General features: G+C 49.6%; 13 protein-coding genes, 1 tRNA gene and 1 pseudogene. 2 read left to right on the top strand and 13 right to left on the bottom strand.

All coding sequences use genetic code 11. The annotated features are described in order from the left end of the window. Positions 1-25: 25 nt before the first annotated feature. Both FJM74_RS00410 and FJM74_RS00405 read right to left on the bottom strand, forming a co-directional pair. On the bottom strand, positions 26-214 hold the full coding sequence (locus FJM74_RS00410) for a histone H1 (protein ID WP_147923659.1): 189 nt from the start codon (positions 212-214) through the stop codon (positions 26-28). 106 nt (positions 215-320) lie between these two features. Next, positions 321-1,559 carry an aminotransferase class I/II-fold pyridoxal phosphate-dependent enzyme gene (locus FJM74_RS00405; RefSeq protein ID WP_187260584.1) on the bottom strand — a complete coding sequence of 413 codons (1,239 nt, stop codon included), beginning with the start codon at positions 1,557-1,559 and terminating at the stop codon, positions 321-323. Positions 1,560-1,776: 217 nt separating this feature from the next. Here FJM74_RS00405 and accC point away from each other — a divergent pair, with 217 nt between their 5' ends. Beyond that, positions 1,777-3,276: an acetyl-CoA carboxylase biotin carboxylase subunit gene (gene accC / locus FJM74_RS00400; RefSeq protein WP_187260583.1), complete on the top strand. Its 1,500-nt coding sequence runs from the start codon at positions 1,777-1,779 to the stop codon at positions 3,274-3,276. A 488-nt stretch (positions 3,277-3,764) separates the two neighbouring features. Here the strand turns inward: accC and bshB1 are convergent, their stop codons facing one another. The 8 genes from bshB1 to FJM74_RS00360 all read right to left on the bottom strand — a co-directional run bounded on the left by bshB1 (position 3,765) and on the right by FJM74_RS00360 (position 13,307). Beyond that, on the bottom strand, positions 3,765-4,493 hold the full coding sequence (gene bshB1, locus FJM74_RS00395; protein ID WP_187260582.1) for a bacillithiol biosynthesis deacetylase BshB1: 729 nt from the start codon (positions 4,491-4,493) through the stop codon (positions 3,765-3,767). 96 nt (positions 4,494-4,589) lie between these two features. Continuing rightward, a complete protein-coding gene (locus FJM74_RS00390; protein WP_187260581.1) occupies positions 4,590-5,633 on the bottom strand; it encodes a M23 family metallopeptidase in 1,044 nt (347 codons plus the stop codon). A 406-nt stretch (positions 5,634-6,039) separates the two neighbouring features. Beyond that, positions 6,040-6,978: a thioredoxin-disulfide reductase gene (gene trxB / locus FJM74_RS00385; protein WP_187260580.1), complete on the bottom strand. Its 939-nt coding sequence runs from the start codon at positions 6,976-6,978 to the stop codon at positions 6,040-6,042. A gap of 156 nt (positions 6,979-7,134) precedes the next feature. Further along, the gene (locus FJM74_RS00380) at positions 7,135-7,998 is read right to left on the bottom strand and encodes a sigma-70 family RNA polymerase sigma factor (RefSeq protein WP_007656436.1); all 864 of its coding nucleotides are present in this window, start codon (positions 7,996-7,998) and stop codon (positions 7,135-7,137) included. Between the two features lie 194 nt (positions 7,999-8,192). Further along, positions 8,193-10,331, bottom strand: a complete 2,139-nt coding sequence (pnp, locus tag FJM74_RS00375) for a polyribonucleotide nucleotidyltransferase (protein ID WP_187260579.1) — start codon at positions 10,329-10,331, stop codon at positions 8,193-8,195. Between the two features lie 353 nt (positions 10,332-10,684). Then, positions 10,685-10,960: a 30S ribosomal protein S15 gene (gene rpsO / locus FJM74_RS00370; RefSeq protein WP_187260578.1), complete on the bottom strand. Its 276-nt coding sequence runs from the start codon at positions 10,958-10,960 to the stop codon at positions 10,685-10,687. A 416-nt stretch (positions 10,961-11,376) separates the two neighbouring features. Continuing rightward, positions 11,377-12,795 carry an LptF/LptG family permease gene (locus FJM74_RS00365; protein ID WP_187260577.1) on the bottom strand — a complete coding sequence of 473 codons (1,419 nt, stop codon included), beginning with the start codon at positions 12,793-12,795 and terminating at the stop codon, positions 11,377-11,379. 104 nt (positions 12,796-12,899) lie between these two features. Then, a complete protein-coding gene (locus tag FJM74_RS00360) occupies positions 12,900-13,307 on the bottom strand; it encodes an START-like domain-containing protein (RefSeq protein WP_187260576.1) in 408 nt (135 codons plus the stop codon). A 136-nt stretch (positions 13,308-13,443) separates the two neighbouring features. Between FJM74_RS00360 and FJM74_RS00355 the strand changes: the two genes are divergently transcribed. After that, positions 13,444-13,520: transfer RNA gene (locus FJM74_RS00355), tRNA-Met, on the top strand. Between the two features lie 461 nt (positions 13,521-13,981). On the opposite strand, the pseudogene FJM74_RS00350 reads toward FJM74_RS00355, so the two are convergent. The 3 genes and pseudogenes from FJM74_RS00350 to FJM74_RS00340 all read right to left on the bottom strand — a co-directional run. Then, positions 13,982-15,067, bottom strand: a pseudogene (locus tag FJM74_RS00350) (IS701 family transposase); the annotation flags it as partial. 1,352 nt (positions 15,068-16,419) lie between these two features. Continuing rightward, positions 16,420-17,163, bottom strand: a complete 744-nt coding sequence (locus tag FJM74_RS00345; RefSeq protein WP_187260574.1) for a glycosyltransferase family 2 protein — start codon at positions 17,161-17,163, stop codon at positions 16,420-16,422. A gap of 170 nt (positions 17,164-17,333) precedes the next feature. Then, positions 17,334-17,897 (bottom strand): WcaF family extracellular polysaccharide biosynthesis acetyltransferase, encoded by a 564-nt coding sequence (locus tag FJM74_RS00340; protein WP_187260573.1) that lies wholly within the window; start codon positions 17,895-17,897, stop codon positions 17,334-17,336. Between the last annotated feature and the right edge of the window lie 476 nt (positions 17,898-18,373).

Genomic DNA, 18,373 nt, shown 5'->3' with positions numbered 1-18,373 from the left:
GTTGTGTATTAAATTGATCTGCTGCTTATTTAGCCTCAGATGAGTTCTTCATGTCCTGCACCTCTTTACGAATGTCCTGTGCCAGGTTTTTCAGATCCTGCATGCCTTTACGTACACGTGTACCGGCAGCCGCATTATTCTTGTCGTAAAACTTCTCGAAGTCCGATTCCAGAGACATTACCAAGTCTTTCAGTTTGCTGAAGTTGTTATTCATGTGAGCTTTTAGTTTGAGTTAAACATTTTGTTTTATCGCTCCAATATACTAATTAAATGATAACAAGCAAAAATTACGAATTTTTAATATATGCGATTTTGGCTACCTAGGCGGTAACTGTAGACTTTGAGTAAAGACCCTTGTCCAATTTAGATGCAATTTTCTCGAAGGCGGCGATTGTCTCTTTTACGTCCTCCAGGGTGTGGCTGGCAGTCGGGATCAGGCGCAGCATGATCACATCTTTCGGCACTACCGGGTACACTACTATGGAGCAGAAAATGCTGTAGTTCTCACGCAGGTCCAGCGTAAGCTGGGTGGCATCCGGAATCTGGCCGTTCAGGAAAACAGGCGTAACCGGCGACTCCGTGGTACCGATGTTAAAGCCTTTTTCGCGCAGACCGGATTGCAGCGCGTTCACCACTTCCCACAGTCTGGCTTTGAGCTCAGGCTGCGTGCGCAGCAGCTCCAGGCGCTTCAGGGCACCTACCACCAGCGGCATCGGGAGCGACTTGGCAAAGATCTGGGAGCGCATGTTATAGCGCAGGTATTCTACCACCTGCTCGTTAGAGGCAACAAAAGCTCCGATGCTGGCCATAGACTTGGCAAATGTAGAGAAGTAGATATCAATGCCATCCTGCACGCCAAGCTCTTCGCCTGCACCGGCACCCGTGGCACCCATGGTACCAAAACCGTGCGCATCATCAATAAACAGCCTGAAGTTGAACTGTTCTTTCATGGCTACGATCTCTTTCAGCCTGCCCAGGTTACCCGACATGCCAAAAACACCTTCTGTAATCACCAGAATAGCACCGCCTGTGTTCTCCGTCCAGCGTGTGGCACGCTCCAGCTGCTTTTTCAGGTTGTCCATGTCGTTGTGGGCATACACAAAGCGCTTGCCTTGGTGCAGGCGCACACCATCTATAATACAGGCATGCGACTCGGCATCATACACGATCACATCGTGCCGGTCTACTAAGGCATCAATAATTGAAATTACACCCTGGTAACCAAAATTGAGCAGCATGGCATCTGGCTTCCTTACAAAATCCGCCAGTTCTGCCTCCAGTTTCTCGTGCAGGTTGGTGTTGCCAGACATGATCCGGGCACCCATCGGTGTTGCCATACCCCACTCTGCTGCCGCCTCGGCGTCTGCTTTCCGTACTTCCGGATGGTTCGCCAGGCCCAGGTAATTGTTCAGACTCCAGGTCAACACATCTTTTCCCCTGAACTTCATGCGTGGGGCAATCTCTCCCTCCAGCTTCGGAAATGTGAAATAGCCATGCGCATAATGTGAGTGGCTGCCTAACGGACCTCTGTTGGTCAACAACTTTTCAAATAAATCCACCTTGTGTAATGATTTAGTTATCCAGATAATTTCAGATTATAAAATATGCCTTCTATAGTACTCTTCTATTTTTACTATAAAATCCAGCGGTGCAAATTTACGCTTTTATACCATGATTTACAATTTAATCAAAATATGATATATAGCATTTTAAAAAGTTGTTTTTTAGTTTAAAAACATTCCCTTTTCTTTGGAAAAGAAAAACCAGAGTTCCTGCATGAAAAAGATAAAAAAGCTGTTGGTGGCAAACCGTGGCGAAATCGCTTTGCGCGTGATGCGATCGGCAAAGGAAATGGGTATCCGCACGGTGGCCATTTACAGCGAGGCAGACCGGAACGCCCTGCACGTGCGCTACGCCGATGAGGCGGTGTGCGTAGGCGGACCCAAATCGAGCGAGTCGTACCTGCGTGGCGATGTGATCCTGGATGTCTGCCGCCAGCTGCAGGTAGATGCCATCCACCCGGGCTATGGCTTCTTATCAGAAAATGCAGTTTTTGCACGGCAGGTGCAGGAGGCCGGCTTTATTTTTATCGGCCCTTCGCCCGAGGCCATCGAGCTGATGGGCAGCAAACTGGCCGCCAAGGCGGCCGTGGCCAAATACCACATCCCCATGGTGCCCGGCACCGAAGAAGCCATTTCGGATGTGGAAGAAGCCAAAAAGATTGCCCGGCAGGTAGGGTTCCCGATCCTGATCAAGGCCAGTGCCGGTGGTGGCGGCAAAGGTATGCGGGTGGTAGAAAGCGTGGACCTGTTTGAGGAGCAGATGAAGATGGCCATCAGCGAGGCCACCTCCGCCTTTGGCGACGGCTCCGTTTTCATAGAGAAATACATCGGGTCGCCCCGACACATCGAAATTCAGGTGCTGGGAGATACGCATGGCAATATTGTGCACCTGTTTGAACGGGAATGCTCCATCCAGCGCCGGCACCAGAAAGTAATAGAAGAAGCGCCCTCCGCCGTGCTCACTCCTGCCCTGCGCGAGGAGATGGGCCGCTGCGCCGTAAGCGTGGCCAAAGCCTGCGATTATGTGGGAGCCGGCACGGTAGAGTTCCTGCTCGACGAGCACATGAACTTTTACTTTCTGGAGATGAACACCCGCCTGCAGGTGGAGCACCCGGTATCGGAACAGATCACGGGCCTGGACCTGGTAAAAGAACAGATTCATATAGCAGAAGGCAAAACCCTGCCTTTCAGCCAGGAACAGCTGCAAATAAATGGCCACGCACTGGAGCTGCGGGTTTATGCCGAAGACCCGGCCAATAACTTCCTGCCTGACATTGGCCGGCTGCAGACCTACAAGCGCCCACAGGGTTTAGGCGTGCGTGTAGACGACGGATTTGAGCAGGGCATGGAAATACCGATCTATTACGACCCCATGATCGCCAAGCTCGTAACTTTTGGCAAAGACCGAAAAGAAGCCATCGAAAAAATGCTGCGCGCCATCGATGAGTATGAAATAACGGGCATCCAAACCACGCTCCCCTTCGGAAAGTTTGTGCTGCAGCATGAGGCATTTGTTTCGGGCAAGTTCGACACCAAATTTATAGAGCGCTACTTTACACCGGAATCGCTGCAGCCAGCCGAGGACACGGGCGCCGACGAGATTGCTGCTGCGCTGGCAGCCATGCTCCAGACCCGGGCCCGGCCATCTGGCGCGGCAGCTGAGCCAATAGCAACCGCTTCAGTTTCTAACTGGCGGAAGAACAGGCTGAGGTAGATGAGGCTGCGCCAGATTAAAAATCAGGAATGACTCCTGCCGCAAGCCGCTCCCCGCTCCTGACGACATTGTGGGGTTTCCGATAGTTTAGAAATTCTCCTGCAGGCTTTTTAAGGGTAGCAGCTAAGACTGAAATAGCCTACGGAGGGCCTTTTTGATTAGAATAATTCGGAAAACCAGGCTCTTTCTCCTTCTTGAACTGACTAGATTATTGACTTACGCACGTATTTTCCTACCGCTCGTCTCCAAACGAGAGGATTTCATCAGGTGTAGTCCTGCAGGATAAGCTGAAGTGCCTTTAGCAGCAGAAATAGCCTACGGAGGGCCTTTTTGATTTGAATAATTGGTTTAAAAGCTCCCCGGATTAGTATTGCTCCGGTTTCTACTGCTAAAGCACAGTTTTGTCATATCCTGGTTTTTCAACATGAAAATAAAAAGGCCCTGCAGACAAACCGCAGGGCCTTTTTAGCTACCATAGTATCTCTCATCTATAGCAGATCAAACAAATTTCTTACCCCGATATGCCGCTCCTTGGTAAAGCCTTCGCCGTAGGTAACGCCTATAGAGTGGCCAAACTCCAAGGCCCTTGCCTCGATGAACCTGAGGAACTCCGGCGAAGAAATGTAGGTATTGGGAGATGTATCATCGGGATTGTAGAACTGAGACCTAAAAGCCCGGATAGACTCCATTTTCTGCTCCCAGTACGGTGTCACGTCCACAATAATGTCTGGTATGATCAGACGATCCTGTATGAAATGGTAGACCACTTTCGGGCGCCAGGCCTGCTGCTGCTCCCCTTCCGGCCCGAGTGTGCTTATCATCTTCAGCCCCGCCATAAAACAGGCGTCTGAAACCAGTGAAGATCCTTTCCCATGATCCGGGTGACGGTCGTGCACGGCGTTCATGAGCACGATTTCGGGTTGGTACTGGCGTATTTTCTGCACTACCCGCAGCTGATGCTCCTTGTCGTTCTGAAAGAAGGCGTCCGCAAAACCCAGGTTTTCGCGCACCGTCACGCCCATCACTTTCGTGGCGGCTTCTGCTTCTGCCGCCCTTACTTCCGGCGTGCCGCGGGTGCCGAGCTCTCCCCTGGTCAGGTCAACTATCCCTACCTTCTTCCCGGCAGCAATATGGGCGATAATGGTTCCGGAGCATCCCAACTCTATATCGTCAGGATGGGAGGCAAAAGCCAGTATGTCTAATTTCGTGATGCTCATGTATGATGCGTGAGTGAGTTGGAAAGTTAGAAAAGTTAAAGTACTTGTTCAACAGTTTTACCATTCAACAATTTAGCCATTCAACAACCCAACCCTTTATCTAATTCTCAGCTTTTTCCCCAGTTTAAGGGTAGTGCGGGTAGAAATACCATTCAGGCGGGTTAGCTGATTAACTGGCACGCCATACCGTTTGGCAATGCCTGACAGGGTATCGCCCCTCCTGATGGTATGGTAGGTTGTTTTGCGGCCAGCCGAAGCCGATGAGCTTCTGGATTTATTATAATAGTTAAAAAGGGCGGCCGTGATCTGGAAGTTCTGGTCTTTGATCAGGTAGGCCGGAAACTCGTACATCAACTCCGGATCGAGGGGATTGCCCTGGTAGCGCACCTCGTAGTGCAAGTGCGGGCCTGTGCTGCGGCCAGTGCTGCCGCCCAGGCCGATCAGTTCTCCTGCTTTCACGAACTGCCCCGGCTGGGCAATGGCCTTGCTCATATGGCCATACAGGGTTTCCAGGCCATTGTAGTGACGCAACACAATATAGTTGCCATAGCCTCCGCCATCCCATCTATTGATGCGCACCACGCCGTCGAAGGCTGCAAAAATGGAGTCGCCGGTGTTCAGGTTAATATCTGTGCCATAATGCCAGCGTGAGCCACGGTGTCCGAAATGACTGGTAACCAGCGTTTTCTCCAACGGCATTCTATAATCGCGCTTCGCACGTGGGTCATACAAGGTAATATCGACTGTATCTTTTAGCTGACGGCCATCCATGCGGTAAGGGTTGATGTTGTGCGTGTCCCAGATGGCGTAGTAACTGGCAATTTTGATCCAGGAGGAGTCGATGAGGACTTCTTCTGAAACCTCTACAATATGCTGCTCCCCCAGGTCCAGTTCCGACGTGTCTTCGCTTACGATAGAGAGCTCCTTTTTGGGGTTGAAATGGATAGATTTTCCCGCATCTGAGCTCTCGTCAGGGAATTCCTCGTACTCGATCAGGATCGTGGTATCGGGCCTTACATATTGTATTTTAGGTGTTTTGACCTTAAACAGGTCTTTTACCTTGTTGTTCTGGGCAGAGGCTCCCCCAGCACCACAAAGCAAAAATAATACAACATAAAAGGTAAGCTTAATTTTAAACATTTGCGTTCGATTTGGCAGTACAGCAGCCTTTCGTGGCCACTTGCATCTTTAAACTGCTTTAGAGGCACTTTTATTGTTATGGGTTGAGTCCTAAAAGCTGCCGTAACTAGGCAATCTCCGGTTATCAGGCAACTATATGCCCTACATTAGAATCTTACCGGCATCGGTAGCTGCTGCCCTGATCAGCTTCAGAGGGCCCTTTTCATTCAAATAATTCCTGCCGCCGCTAGTTTAACCCGTTAGCTTCCGTTCAGGTCAGCAGTCTGCAAAGCAAGTCCGTTTGTTGCAGGGCACCTCATGAATGATCAGTAGGCGCTCCTGATTATCTGAATGAAAAGGGCCCTCAGGAGGCATTTAACTCTTTTCTATCTCCGGACTTTACCAGGCTCTTCCACCTTTGCCGTGCTTAGTGCAGATCGCTGGCGGCCAGGTAGCGCTCGGCATCCAGGGCCGCCATACAGCCGGAACCAGCCGCCGTTACGGCCTGCCGGTAAGTAAAGTCCTGCACATCGCCACAGGCAAAAACGCCGTCTATGTTTGTTTTAGAGGTGCCCGGAATTGTGCGGATGTAACCGTTCTCGTCCAGGTTGAGGTAGTCGGCAAAAATAGCAGAGTTCGGCTGGTGCCCGATGGCCACAAAAAACCCGGAAACCGGAATCTCCGTCACCTCGTCGGTTAACACGTTGCGGATGCGCATGGCTTCCACAGCATGCTGCCCCACAATTTCTTCAGTTACCGAATTCCAGATAATCTCGATGTTTGCCGTTTTCTTCACGCGCTCCTGCATAATGGTGGAGGCACGCATCTCGTCGCGGCGGATGATCATGTACACCTTCTTGCACAGGTTGGCCAAGTACGTGGCCTCCTCTGCTGCCGTGTCGCCGGCTCCCACGATCGCTACCTCCTGCCCTCTGTAAAAGAAACCGTCGCACACGGCGCAGGCAGACACGCCACTGCCGTTCAGCCGGGCTTCCGACTCCAGGCCCAGCCATTTGGCAGAGGCTCCGGTAGAGATAATCACAGTATGCGCCTCGATAACCTTTTGGTCGTCGATAGTGACTTTGTGCGGCTGCGAAGAGAAATCTACGGCTGTGGCAATGCCATAGCGTACATCGGTGCCGAAACGCTCAGCCTGGCGCTTAAAGTCCTCCATCATCTGCGGGCCGTTGATGCCATCCGGGTAACCCGGGTAGTTCTCTACGTCGTTGGTGATGGTAAGCTGACCACCTGGCTGCAGCCCCTGGTACAGCACCGGGTTTAATCCGGCTCTGGAGGCATAGATGGCGGCGGTGTATCCGGCCGGGCCGGAACCTATAATTAAGCACTTTACTTTTTCAATTTCCATTCTGATCGGGTGCAATTTGCAATTTGGGTGCAAGTATACAAAATTTATCTGCGTTCGCCTGCATCAGGCTCTCAAAAAGCAGAGCCATCGGCACGGCAGGCGCTAAAACAAGAAAGCCCTGGTGTTGGCCAGGGCTTTAATCATGTAGGCGTGCAATTAGCCTAAATATGGCTTCAAGGCTTTGCTTCTGGATGTGTGGCGGAGTCTGCGGATGGCCTTCTCTTTGATTTGGCGTACGCGCTCACGAGTCAGGTTAAACTTCTCTCCTATCTCCTCCAGCGTCAGCGAGTGTTCGCCGTTCAGTCCGAAGTACAGGGTAATCACATCGGCCTCCCGCTTGGTAAGGGTTGAGAGGGCACGCTGCACCTCCTTGCGGAGCGAGTCGTTCATCAGGCCCGTGTCCGGCGATTCTTCGTCTTCGTTTTCCAGCACGTCGAGCAGCCTGTTTTCCTCGCCCTGTACAAAGGGAGCATCCACCGACACATGGCGGCCGGAAATCTTGAGTGTGTCCACAACCTCAGCGGTGGTCAGTTCGAGCACTTCGGCAATCTCCTCAGGAGACGGCTCGCGCTCAAATTTCTGCTCCAGCTCTGAGAAAGACTTGGAAATCTTGTTAAGAGATCCTACACGGTTCAGGGGAAGGCGCACAATACGCGACTGCTCTGCCAATGCCTGTAAAATAGACTGACGAATCCACCAAACAGCGTACGAAATGAATTTAAAACCTCTCGTCTCGTCAAAGCGCTTGGCGGCTTTGATCAGGCCAAGGTTTCCTTCATTGATCAGGTCGCCCAGCGAGAGGCCCTGGTTCTGGTACTGCTTGGCAACTGACACCACAAAGCGCAAGTTAGCTTTCGTCAGTTTCTCAAGTGCAAACTGATCTCCCTCCTTGATCCTCTGCGCTAACGACACCTCTTCATCCGGAGTAAGCAAATCGACTTTGCCAATCTCCTGTAGGTACTTGTCAAGCGACTGGCTTTCGCGGTTTGTGATCTGTTTGCTTATCTTGAGTTGTCTCATCAGATTTGTATATTAGAAGAATAAATTTAATAATTTGTAATACGGGCTCGCAGTGGTAACACCAGAAAATCGCGCAAAGTTCTTATATAATAATATAAAATCAAAGGTCCGAACAGCCGTTAGCTACTTAAAAACGCATGATGCCACACCTGCTGAAGCACAGGAGGGCATCATTTGTTTCACTAAAGGCTTGATTAGCCTTGGTTTGGCGTTTCAGTCTTTGGCAGTGCCGCTTTGCGGGAAAGCTTAAACTTGCCCGTCTTTTTGTCGATATCGATCAGCTTTACTTTCACTTCCTCGCCTATCTCCAGCACACCGTCCATGGTTTCCAGGCGTTCGTGCTTGATCTCAGAGATGTGCAGCAAACCGTCTTTACCCGGCATGAACTCTACAAAGGCGCCATAAGGCTGAATAGACTTCACTTTCCCGATGTACATGTCACCAATCTCAGGCTGGGCTACAATACCCTTTATTTTGGATATGGCATCGTCCATGGCCGTCTGGTTGCTGGCGAAGATGTTTACATGGCCCTTCTCATTTTTCTCTTCGATAATGATGGTGGCGCCAGTATCTTTCTGGATCTGCTGAATCACTTTACCGCCTGGCCCGATCACGGCTCCGATAAACTCTTTATCGATCACGATGTTGAACGAGCGTGGGGTATGCGGCTTGTAATCCGGGTTCGGCGCAGCAAGGGTTTTGTTCATTTCGTTCAGGATGTGCGCACGGCCTTCTCTTGCCTGGGCCAGGGCTTGGGTCATAACTTCGTGCGACAAGCCTTTCACTTTAATGTCCATCTGGCAGGCTGTGATACCATTCTTCGTACCAGTTACCTTAAAGTCCATGTCTCCCAAGTGGTCCTCATCTCCCAGGATGTCAGAAAGAACAGCAAACTTGCCTGTTTTCTCATCTGTGATAAGGCCCATGGCGATACCTGAAACAGCATTCTTGATTGGTACACCGGCATCCATCAGGGCCAGGCTGCCCGCGCAAACGGTTGCCATAGAAGAAGAACCGTTAGACTCCAGGATATCAGAAACGATACGGATCGTGTAAGGATTGTCTCCCTCAGCCGGAAGTACTTTTTTAAGGGCACGAAGCGCCAGGTTACCATGTCCGATCTCACGACGGCCAGGGCCTCTGTTGGGCTTCACCTCACCGGTAGAGAATGCCGGGAAGTTGTAGTGCAGCAAAAACTTGTTGTAGCCGGAAGTCATGGCGCTGTCGATCATCTGCTCATCGAGCTTGGTACCTAAAGTTACCGTAGTAAGCGACTGTGTTTCACCACGCGTAAACACAGCAGAACCGTGTGTGGCAGGCAGGTAATTTACTTCAGACCAGATAGGGCGAATTTCGTTCAGTTGGCGTCCGTCTAACCTGGTGCGGTCGTTCAGGATCATGTTGCGAACCGCCTCCTTCTCCACATCGTGGTAGTAGGTCTTGATCAGGTTCAGGTCAAACTCATGGTCAGGGCCTAACGATTCCACAAACTCAGCCAGCACGGCGGCAAAGCCTTCTTTGCGCTCCGCCTTGTTGGCATTGCCTTTTTTAGCTACCAGGTAAGCCTTGGAATAGGTGGCGTCATATACTTTCTGACGGAGCACTTCGTCGTGTGTCTCATGCGAGTACGTACGCTTCTCCAGTTTGCCCACCATTTCAGAAAGCTCCAGCTGCGCACGGCACTGTACTTTGATGGCTTCGTGAGCAAAAGCAATCGCTTCCAGCATCTCTTCTTCCGACACCTCGTTCATCTCCCCTTCTACCATCGATACGCTATCGTAAGAAGCGCCTACGATCATGTCTATATCGGCGCGCAGCAGGTCTGAGGCCAATGGGTTAATTACTAATTGTCCGTCGATGCGGGCTACCCGCACTTCGGAGATTGGTCCGTTGAAAGGAATATCGGAAACCGCCAGGGCTGCCGATGCTGCCAGCGCAGCAAGCGCATCAGGCAACACCTCCTTATCGGCGGAGATCATGTTTATGGTTACTTGGGTTTCTGCATGGTAGTCTTCCGGGAACAGCGGGCGCAGCACGCGGTCTACCAGGCGAGAAATCAATACTTCGTAGTCAGACAGTCTGGCTTCTCTTTTCAGGAAACCTCCTGGAATTTTACCGGAGGAGGCAAATTTTTCCTGATAATCCACCGACAGTGGCATAAAGTCTACCCCTTCGCGGGCTTCTTTGTTGGAAACAACGGCAGCGAGCAGCATGGTGTTACCCATTCTTACTACTACAGATCCGTCGGCTTGTTTGGCTAATTTACCAGTTTCAATGGTGATCTCCCTGCCATCAGGGAGAGAAATGGTTTTCGTAATCGCGTTCTGTGACATCTTCTTGTATCGTTTTAAGCATCAAAAAAGACAGGGCTACCCATTGTGGCCGCTGTCGGTACTGGCAAGGAGGAAGGAAGGAGGGTACAATAGCCCGACCTGGCTTTCAGGCTTCAGTTGGTCCGGGGCTGGGCCAGCTTAGCCGCAAACTAAAAGACAAGACAAGCGTGAGGAGCTTCGCCAAAGTAAAAATCAGGAGTAAACATCAGGGATATATAAAGATATGCTTTCAGAGCCCTCAGAAAAGCATATGCATCCTTTTTCCCCTTCTGAATAACTGAATTTATACTGACAGCTTTACTCAGGTAAAAAGATTAGGGAATCCTGTTATGAATTCCCTAATATAAAAAAGCTTATTTTCTGATATTAAGCTCTGCGATGATGGCTCTGTATCGGGTAATATCATTTTTGATCAGGTAGTTAAGAAGTCTTCTTCTTTTACCTACCAGTTTCAGAAGGCCCAGGCGTGTGCCGAAGTCTTTCTTATGTATTTTAAGGTGCTCCGTCAGGTCAGCGATGCGCGTCGTAAAGAGTGCGATCTGTGCTTCTGCAGAGCCCGTATCAGCCTTAGACTTGCTTTGGCTATACTTTTCAAAAATTTCTTGTTTCGCTTCAGTAGTTAATTTCATTGTATATAAAAAAATATCAAACTGGTTTTATCTTGGTTCAGATAGCTATATAAGCCGCAAAGATATAAAAATTTTATCTTTAATAAAAATTGTTGGCGCATTGAAATGCGGTAATATTGGCTAGAAAGTTAAAAACCCGCACACGTCTGATTTCATGTCTGAATCTTTCTATAGGGCCCCTACCCCAAGGATTTTCAGGATGTAAGGATGCAAAGGATTCTTCAAGAGCAAATTATTCTAATGAATTGAGCCTTTCGGAGCTTCTTACTCCTGCTGGTACTCCTGTTGCCTACTAGGGAAACAAGTTTTCTTGTCTGAATCAGAATTTACAGAATGTCACCTTTTGCCACTTGGCCCCGGCCTCCTCTTCTTGCCTACAACTTTCTAACACTAATTTTCTAACTTTCTACCTCCCTTTAAACGTCCAGCTTGTTGCGGCGGAGGCGGGCCATGAGTTTTCGCCAGAAGTCTACTTCTAGCAGGCTGGAGTCGTTTTGAGCCTGGTACAGGAAGAACAGCCCGATGGGCAGCAGGATGAGGTTGGCGGCCCACATGCCGGCTCCCACAGAAATCAGACCTTCCCGCGCCCACTTCTCTCCCAGAATGGACATGACGTACATCAGGATGAAGAACACGATGGAGATGATCACCGGCACGCCCAGGCCTCCTTTCTTGATGATGGCTCCCAGGGGCGCCCCGATCAGGAAGAGCATGAAAATGGAGGTCGACTGGGTATATTTGCGCCAGATCTCGATCTCATAGTTATTGGCTTCGCGCAGGGTGCCGCTCACGCGCTCCAGGTAGTTAGAGGTAAAGCTCTTGATGTTGCGGGCCTTATTGGTGGCCACCGCCAACAGGTCTGCGTTTTCCGTGGGCAGCTCTCTTTCGATGGTTTTGTCGAGCAGTTTAAAGCCGTTTTTGGTGCTGCCGGTATCTGCCTTGAAATAGGCGTAAAAAGACTCCACGTTGGGCGGGTACAATTGCTGTTCGCGCTGCCCGTGCCGGCGCAGCGAGTCTGTTACCTGCTGCAGCTGCCCGATATTCTTCATCATCTTGTTGTCGGAGAAATACTCCTCGCGGGTACGCTCCATGTTGAAGGACGAGAGGCTGAACACTATTTTGCTCTCCTCGAACTTCTGCCGCACAAACTGCTCCGTGGAGTTCCGGATGCCGGGGTCGTCCTGGTCTACATAGGTGTTGCCATCGAAGAGCTCCAGCACCAGGTAGTTGTCGTTGTACTGGGTATACATTTTACCGGAGTCGGCCAGTATCACGGTGGTGTTGGCGCCGCCCTTGGAGTGGTCGTAGATCATGATGTCGCGCAGCGACTGGCCATCTTCCAGCTTTTTGTTGATCTTGATGCTATAGCCTGGCAGACCGTTGTAGAAGGCGCCCTCCTTAAAGTTCATGGTCGGTTTTTTCTGGCGGATGTCCCAGAGCAGGCTATAGGCTTTGAGGTTGGCTTTGGGCACTACCTTGTTGTTGAAGTAAAAAGCGCCTACGGAGATAATAACCACCAGAATGAGCACAGGGCGCAGAATACGGGGCAGCGCGATGCCCGAGGTTTTGATGGCCGTCAGCTCATGGTGCTCCCCGAGCGTGCCAAACGTCATGAGCGAAGACAGCAGCACCGCCAGCGGCAGCGCTACCGGCGTCATGTTCAGGCTGAAATAAAAGAGCAACTCCGCAAAAACCTCCCCGCCCAGGTCTTTTCCCAGCAGTTCATCGAGGTACTTGAGCATATACTGCGTGAGCAGAATAAACTCAACTATGGCAAAGGTGAGGACAAAAGGGCCGATAAACGACCGTAAAATGAGCTTATCTAGTTTCTTCATGGGGGCCAAGACGGCGTTGAGGCTTGGTTGGGCGCCCGGTGCCGTTTTTTTAAACACCGTGTATCCAAAAATCGTGCAAAGATAAGCATTTTATGGCAGCCGTGTTAGCCGCCAACCGTCTCGCGCAGATTTTGCAGCAGGTACTCCCACTGCTCCTCCAGCTCTTTCTTATCCTCTTCCTCTGAATAGTCAACGATCTTCAGGAACTGCTCCTGCGTCAGTTCGCTCGACTCAATCGAGAAGTCGATGTACGAGGGGTCGGGCAGGTGCTTCTTTTTATCATCGAGGAACAGGAAGCGCACCGAGCGGTTGGTACGGTGGCCCGTCATTTCGGCATAATGGCTGCGACCATCCCAAATAAAGTTAAAAACCTTATTTTCGTCCACGATCACATCATCGCAGAACCATTCGGCCAGCCCGCTGGGGGTGCTCAGGTAAGGATAGAGCAGCTTGGCAGATGCGTTTATCGGATACTCGCACACAAATTTAGTTTTAGTCGTCTTATTATTCATACAGGCCCTTCGGTAAGTGTTTGAGTAAGTATAGTATTAATTTCCCAGTCTTTAAACATACTAAAAATAAAATATTTTTTTTTGAGGGCAAGTGTTGCGTTTATTTAAAAGTTTTTTCTACTTTTGCATCCACAACGGCGGGGTAGCTCAGATGGTTAGAGCGCAGGATTCATAACCCTGAGGTCGGCAGTTCGATTCTGCTCCCCGCTACCAAGGCTCCGGAATATATTCCGGAGCCTTTTTGTTTCAGCAGAGCATATTGATGCTCCTGCTCCTTGGTCACCTCACCCATTCAGGCCTAACTTACTGATATTACGCAGGTTATATTCTGCTCTTAAAGTCTCATAATGCGGGAAACACTTTTATGCACAGGCCCCAGATTTAGCGCAACCTGCCTGGAGGCACTTGCTTGCAGAACAGAGTTTCCTACCAGATTTAGCGCAACCTGCCTAGAGGCACTTGCTTGCAGAACAGAGTTTCCTAAAAGATCCGCAAGCTAAACTCTATTTTATGAATTGGCCCGATTAGATCCCGCAAACATTTAGATGAGCACCGGCACCTCTCCTGCTGAAGAAGTTCTTTTTTGGAAAGGAAAATCGGAACTGGCAAAACAAATTGTAACCTCCTGGCATAGGGCGCCGTAAAAGAGGGTGGCTAAAAGTTAAAAACTGATGTTACGCAAGCTCAGCTTGTAGTTTAAGGATAGCAAGTTCTTTGAATGCAGCTTTAAGAGCAGCCTGATATATTTTAGTTTTAAGTGCGAAATGGTTAAGCGCGTGCGCAAACTTGAGTTTCTCGAGTTTGACGTAGGCAAAGATAGAGGCGAACACATGGTTACTCTGCGTCTGCACGGTCCTTGCCGGAGACTTTGCCACGGAGGCATTCTGCTTAATGCTTTTGTGGTACTCCTCCACGCCCCACCGTTTTTTGTAGAGCGTGTCGAACTCCTCAGCGGACAAGTCCAACCGGTTGGATACCAGAAATCGCACGCCGCAGGAGAGGTCCTGGTTTATAAAGACCTGTTTGATGAGGAGCACTGGTAGGTCCAGGTCCTTGAGCCAAACCCGTACCGGCATGTTATCGGGCAAATCCAGCTGGTCAATCCTGCTCCACTGGCCTTTGCTCCGCGCCGGCTGGCTCAGGGCCGCCAGGCGGTTGTCCTTCAGGTCAAAGATGAAGTGCTTCTTGCACTTGTGGATAAAGCGCATGTTGTCAGAGGAGGCAAACCAGGTGTCGGCCAGGATGTAGTTGAACTTTAATTGGTTGGCTATAGCCTGCTGTATCATCATTTGCATCATCTGGTTCTTGGTCAGCAGGCACTGACGCTTGATCTTGCGCGTCTTCAGCTCGCAGGAAAGCACTGTCTTGAGGATGAGCATGTAAGTGACGGGGATGCGCAGGGGCTCTGCCCCCTCTTTGGAGGAGGAGACGTAGAAGCCTGTCAGCAGGTTGATGCCCTTGACGTTGCGCTGCCTGGCGTGGTCGTAGTGCCAGCAGATGAGCTCGTTCTCGTCCATGTAGGCTTTCTCGACAAGGGTGTCGTCGAAGACGAGGCAGGCATCCTCCGACTCATGAGCCCGCACCAGGGGCTTTACCTGGAGCCAGAGCTCGCGGGAGGTGAAATGGTGGCCGCTCAAAAAGCGGGTGACGCTGTCATGTTGAATGGCACCATCGAGAAGAGCAGAAAGGCCCGTGGCGCTTGTTTGCCCTTGGCTGCTAAGCAGATAGTCGCTGTATAAATCTAGTAGAGAGGACATAGGCGCATGACTAAATTCTAAGCTTTATACGTGTCTGGTGCGTAACATCAGTTAAAAATTAATTTAACATATAAGGCGGCTTCTCATTCTGGGGAGCCGCCTTTTTTTGTTTATGCTGCTATGCTACCCGGTAAGGCCATCCTATAACAGGCCGTTTAAGAAGCATCAGAAGCCATTAGCAGCTTGCAGGACGCTGGTGCGAGCGTGCAACTCGTAACATATGTTTCTTGAGGCTACAGCATTATCTTTTTCAGCGTCCATCCTCAAGAACCTTTTATGGTCCCTTCAGAAAAGTAGTTGGTATAAAAATACGAGCTGCAAGCTCGCACCAGCGTAATTGAGAGGAAACTAAACCATTTAATTTTCTCTACACTATATGTTCAGGTAGGACAAAAGAAAGACGGTGGAAATAAGTAAAGTGTCGCCTACTGGATTATTCTAATGAAAACGGACCTCCAGAGCCCTCTGCCGCTGAAGACAGATAAATACTTCCGGCCCACTTTACTTGCATTTACTTAGGGAAGCCAACCGCATTAGCTTTTGGGTCCTTAGCAGCAGCAGGAAAATTCTCTGGAGGGCCAATTTTATTCAAATAATTCCTCCTGTGCAATAAGTAGTGGTAAGCATTTTGTTTTATAGCAGGCAGGCTATTCTGGTAAGGGCAGGGACTTTTCATTCTCCGCAACGATCCCCTTCCCTTGAGGGCAAATTGGTTTCATCCTAATTTATTATGTTTCTTCGACCATGCTTGAGGCCTGGGCCGAGGAGAGCCAGCGTAACTGTGAGGAATTGAGGCTCTCGGTGCACGGGGATTAGAAAGTCCCCCAGTTGGCCTCCGGACAAAGATGTCCGGAGGCGCATTTTTTTCATTCTCCACTACCTGGCACTTATTTAATCTCTACTTCTGGCAGTTTTTAAATGGTGCCGCTACCGATGCCAGGTAGTATGAAGCGGCCCAGCCTTTGAGGCGATTTTAGGAGTGTTTACAACTGCCAGCAATATTCAGATGTAAAGCATGGGAAGTAGCTTTGCTGTAACTATTTCACCACTTTTTACACGGGAAGGAAATATTTATACCATTAGCCGCTTGAAACACGACTTAGGACCCATCGAAGCTAATTGGATATACCGGGCAAAGAGGTAAGGTAAAACTTGACAGCCCTATACTTACTGTTACGCCTTCACAGTATTGGTACTCAAATAATGCGAGCGCAAGAAATCTCCCGGCAGAACCCAATGAAAGGATTGGGTAGATGACGCTGCTGCATTTGGTGCCTCAAAAAGAATGGCTGCCGTTTTAACCTAAAAAGATTTGGGGCAGAATTTAGCGGCCAGCCTGAACAGGGGATCAGTACCTACAGGAACTGCGTCAGCTTCCGGAGCGGCTTAAGGTAGCGGGTGTAAAATCTTGGCTTCAGCCCATTCACCACCCAAGCGTTATAATCCTCCTGGTTGGCCCGTATACGGTTCTTCAGCGTAACGTTGCTCTTGCCGCCCACACGCATGCGCACCAGTATTTCCGGCAGGTAGGCCGTCGTTATATTATGCTTAAACAGGAAGCGCAGCATCAGTTCATAATCGGCTGCACTTTTAAATCCGGTGTTGAACAGGCCAAATTTCCGGTAGCATTCTTTCTTGACGTAGAAGGAAGGGTGTGGCGGCATCCAGCCATACAGGAAATTATCGCGGCAGTAGGCCCCTGATACCCAGTTGCGGACAATCCTGCTGGTATCCTCTTTCTGCACATATAGCAGGTCGCCGTAAATGCTGTCGGTATTATGTGCCTTGAAGGCGGCTGCAATGCCAGCTACCGTATCTTTGCTGTAGAAGATATCGTCGGAGTGCAGCAGCCCTACCACCTCTCCGGTGGCAAGTCCTATGCCTTTGTTGATGGCATCGTATAAGCCTTTGTCTTTTTCCGAAACGAATTTTGCTATCCTGCTGCCATAACTCCTCACCACATCCACTGTGCCGTCAGTCGACAAGCCATCTATCACGATGTATTCAATGTCAGGATACGTCTGCTCCAGCACCGACTCAATGGCATCGGCAATGGTTTCGCGGTTATTGTAAACTATGGTAATAATGGAAATCTTCACTGGCTGGTATTTAGGATACTAGTTTATTGGCCATAGATATCAGATGACGACATCTACCCACTTCTAAAAAGATCAAGTCGGTTTAAATTTAGTGTTGTATATATCTGTCAATGCTTTAAAAGATAAAAGCATAATCCAGCTTCCCGGTTAGCAACCTTCTTTAAAAAATCTTACTGTATATTTCTACCTCGCTTTGGTATGGCCGGGTTGCCCTGGTAGATGGTATAAGGTTCCAGCCGGTGTGTAGCGACAGATCCTACCGCCAGCACACTGTGAGTGCCACAAGTTACGCCGGGGCAGACCGTGGCTCTTGCCCCTATCCAGGTCCCCTCCTCCAGCACAATTTTGCCCACCTGCAAATCAAAGCTAGTAGCTTTGTAGTTATGGCTCCCAGTAAGCAACATTGCTCCCTGCGATACAGTGACATGATCCTGTATGACAACTTCGGTCAGGTTATCAATCCAAACCTCCTCTCCCAGCCATACATGGCTTCCAATCCGGAGGAACCACGGATATTTTATATTGACCCCCGGCTTTACGACAACCCTCTGCCCCACTTTAGCACCAAAAATACGTAGCAGCCACACCTTCAGGCCATTAACAGGATTTAAAGGATTAATAAAAAACATGACGTTTACAAAATACCAAACGGTCCGCTTTACAACCCCTGCTCCCGGACTGTACCAGTCGTTGTTATAGATAGAAAGATCAACCTTATTCTGTACTTCTGCCACTACTTCTGATTCAGGTGAGATTTTTATGAGGTTAGAGTAAACAATTATGTGTGAAAAGTTGAATTGAATAAACGAAGAGGAAATACATCAGATCTTTCAGTAGACCTTTTTAGGAATTACGACTTTCAACAAACAACAATCCTTTTTATCATCAAAAAAGTTTTCTGGCGCCTCTGTCTCTGCTGTTACTCGTTTATTATGCTATCCTATTTGTGCGGTAGCTACCTTTGTTCTGTATTGCGGCAGGTAGCTACAAAACAGTTAATTTGTCAAGTGCATTGAATGAAATTAGGCTGTCTGGGCGTTCCGCGAGTTTGAAATCATTCAGATTTTATTGAAACTCCCCTCCTTTTTCAAGGAGGGGCAGGGGTGGTTCATGCATCAAGACAAAAAGAACAAAGACACGGGTAATGAAACAAGCTGCCTCCGCCGTCACGGCTGTACCAGAAGCTATGCAAACCCAGTCAAAAAAGCCT

It is taken from the genome of Pontibacter beigongshangensis (assembly GCF_014332515.1).
GTDB classification, from domain to species: Bacteria; Bacteroidota; Bacteroidia; order Cytophagales; family Hymenobacteraceae; genus Pontibacter; species Pontibacter beigongshangensis.
This window is presented reverse-complemented; position numbering and strand designations above follow the sequence as displayed.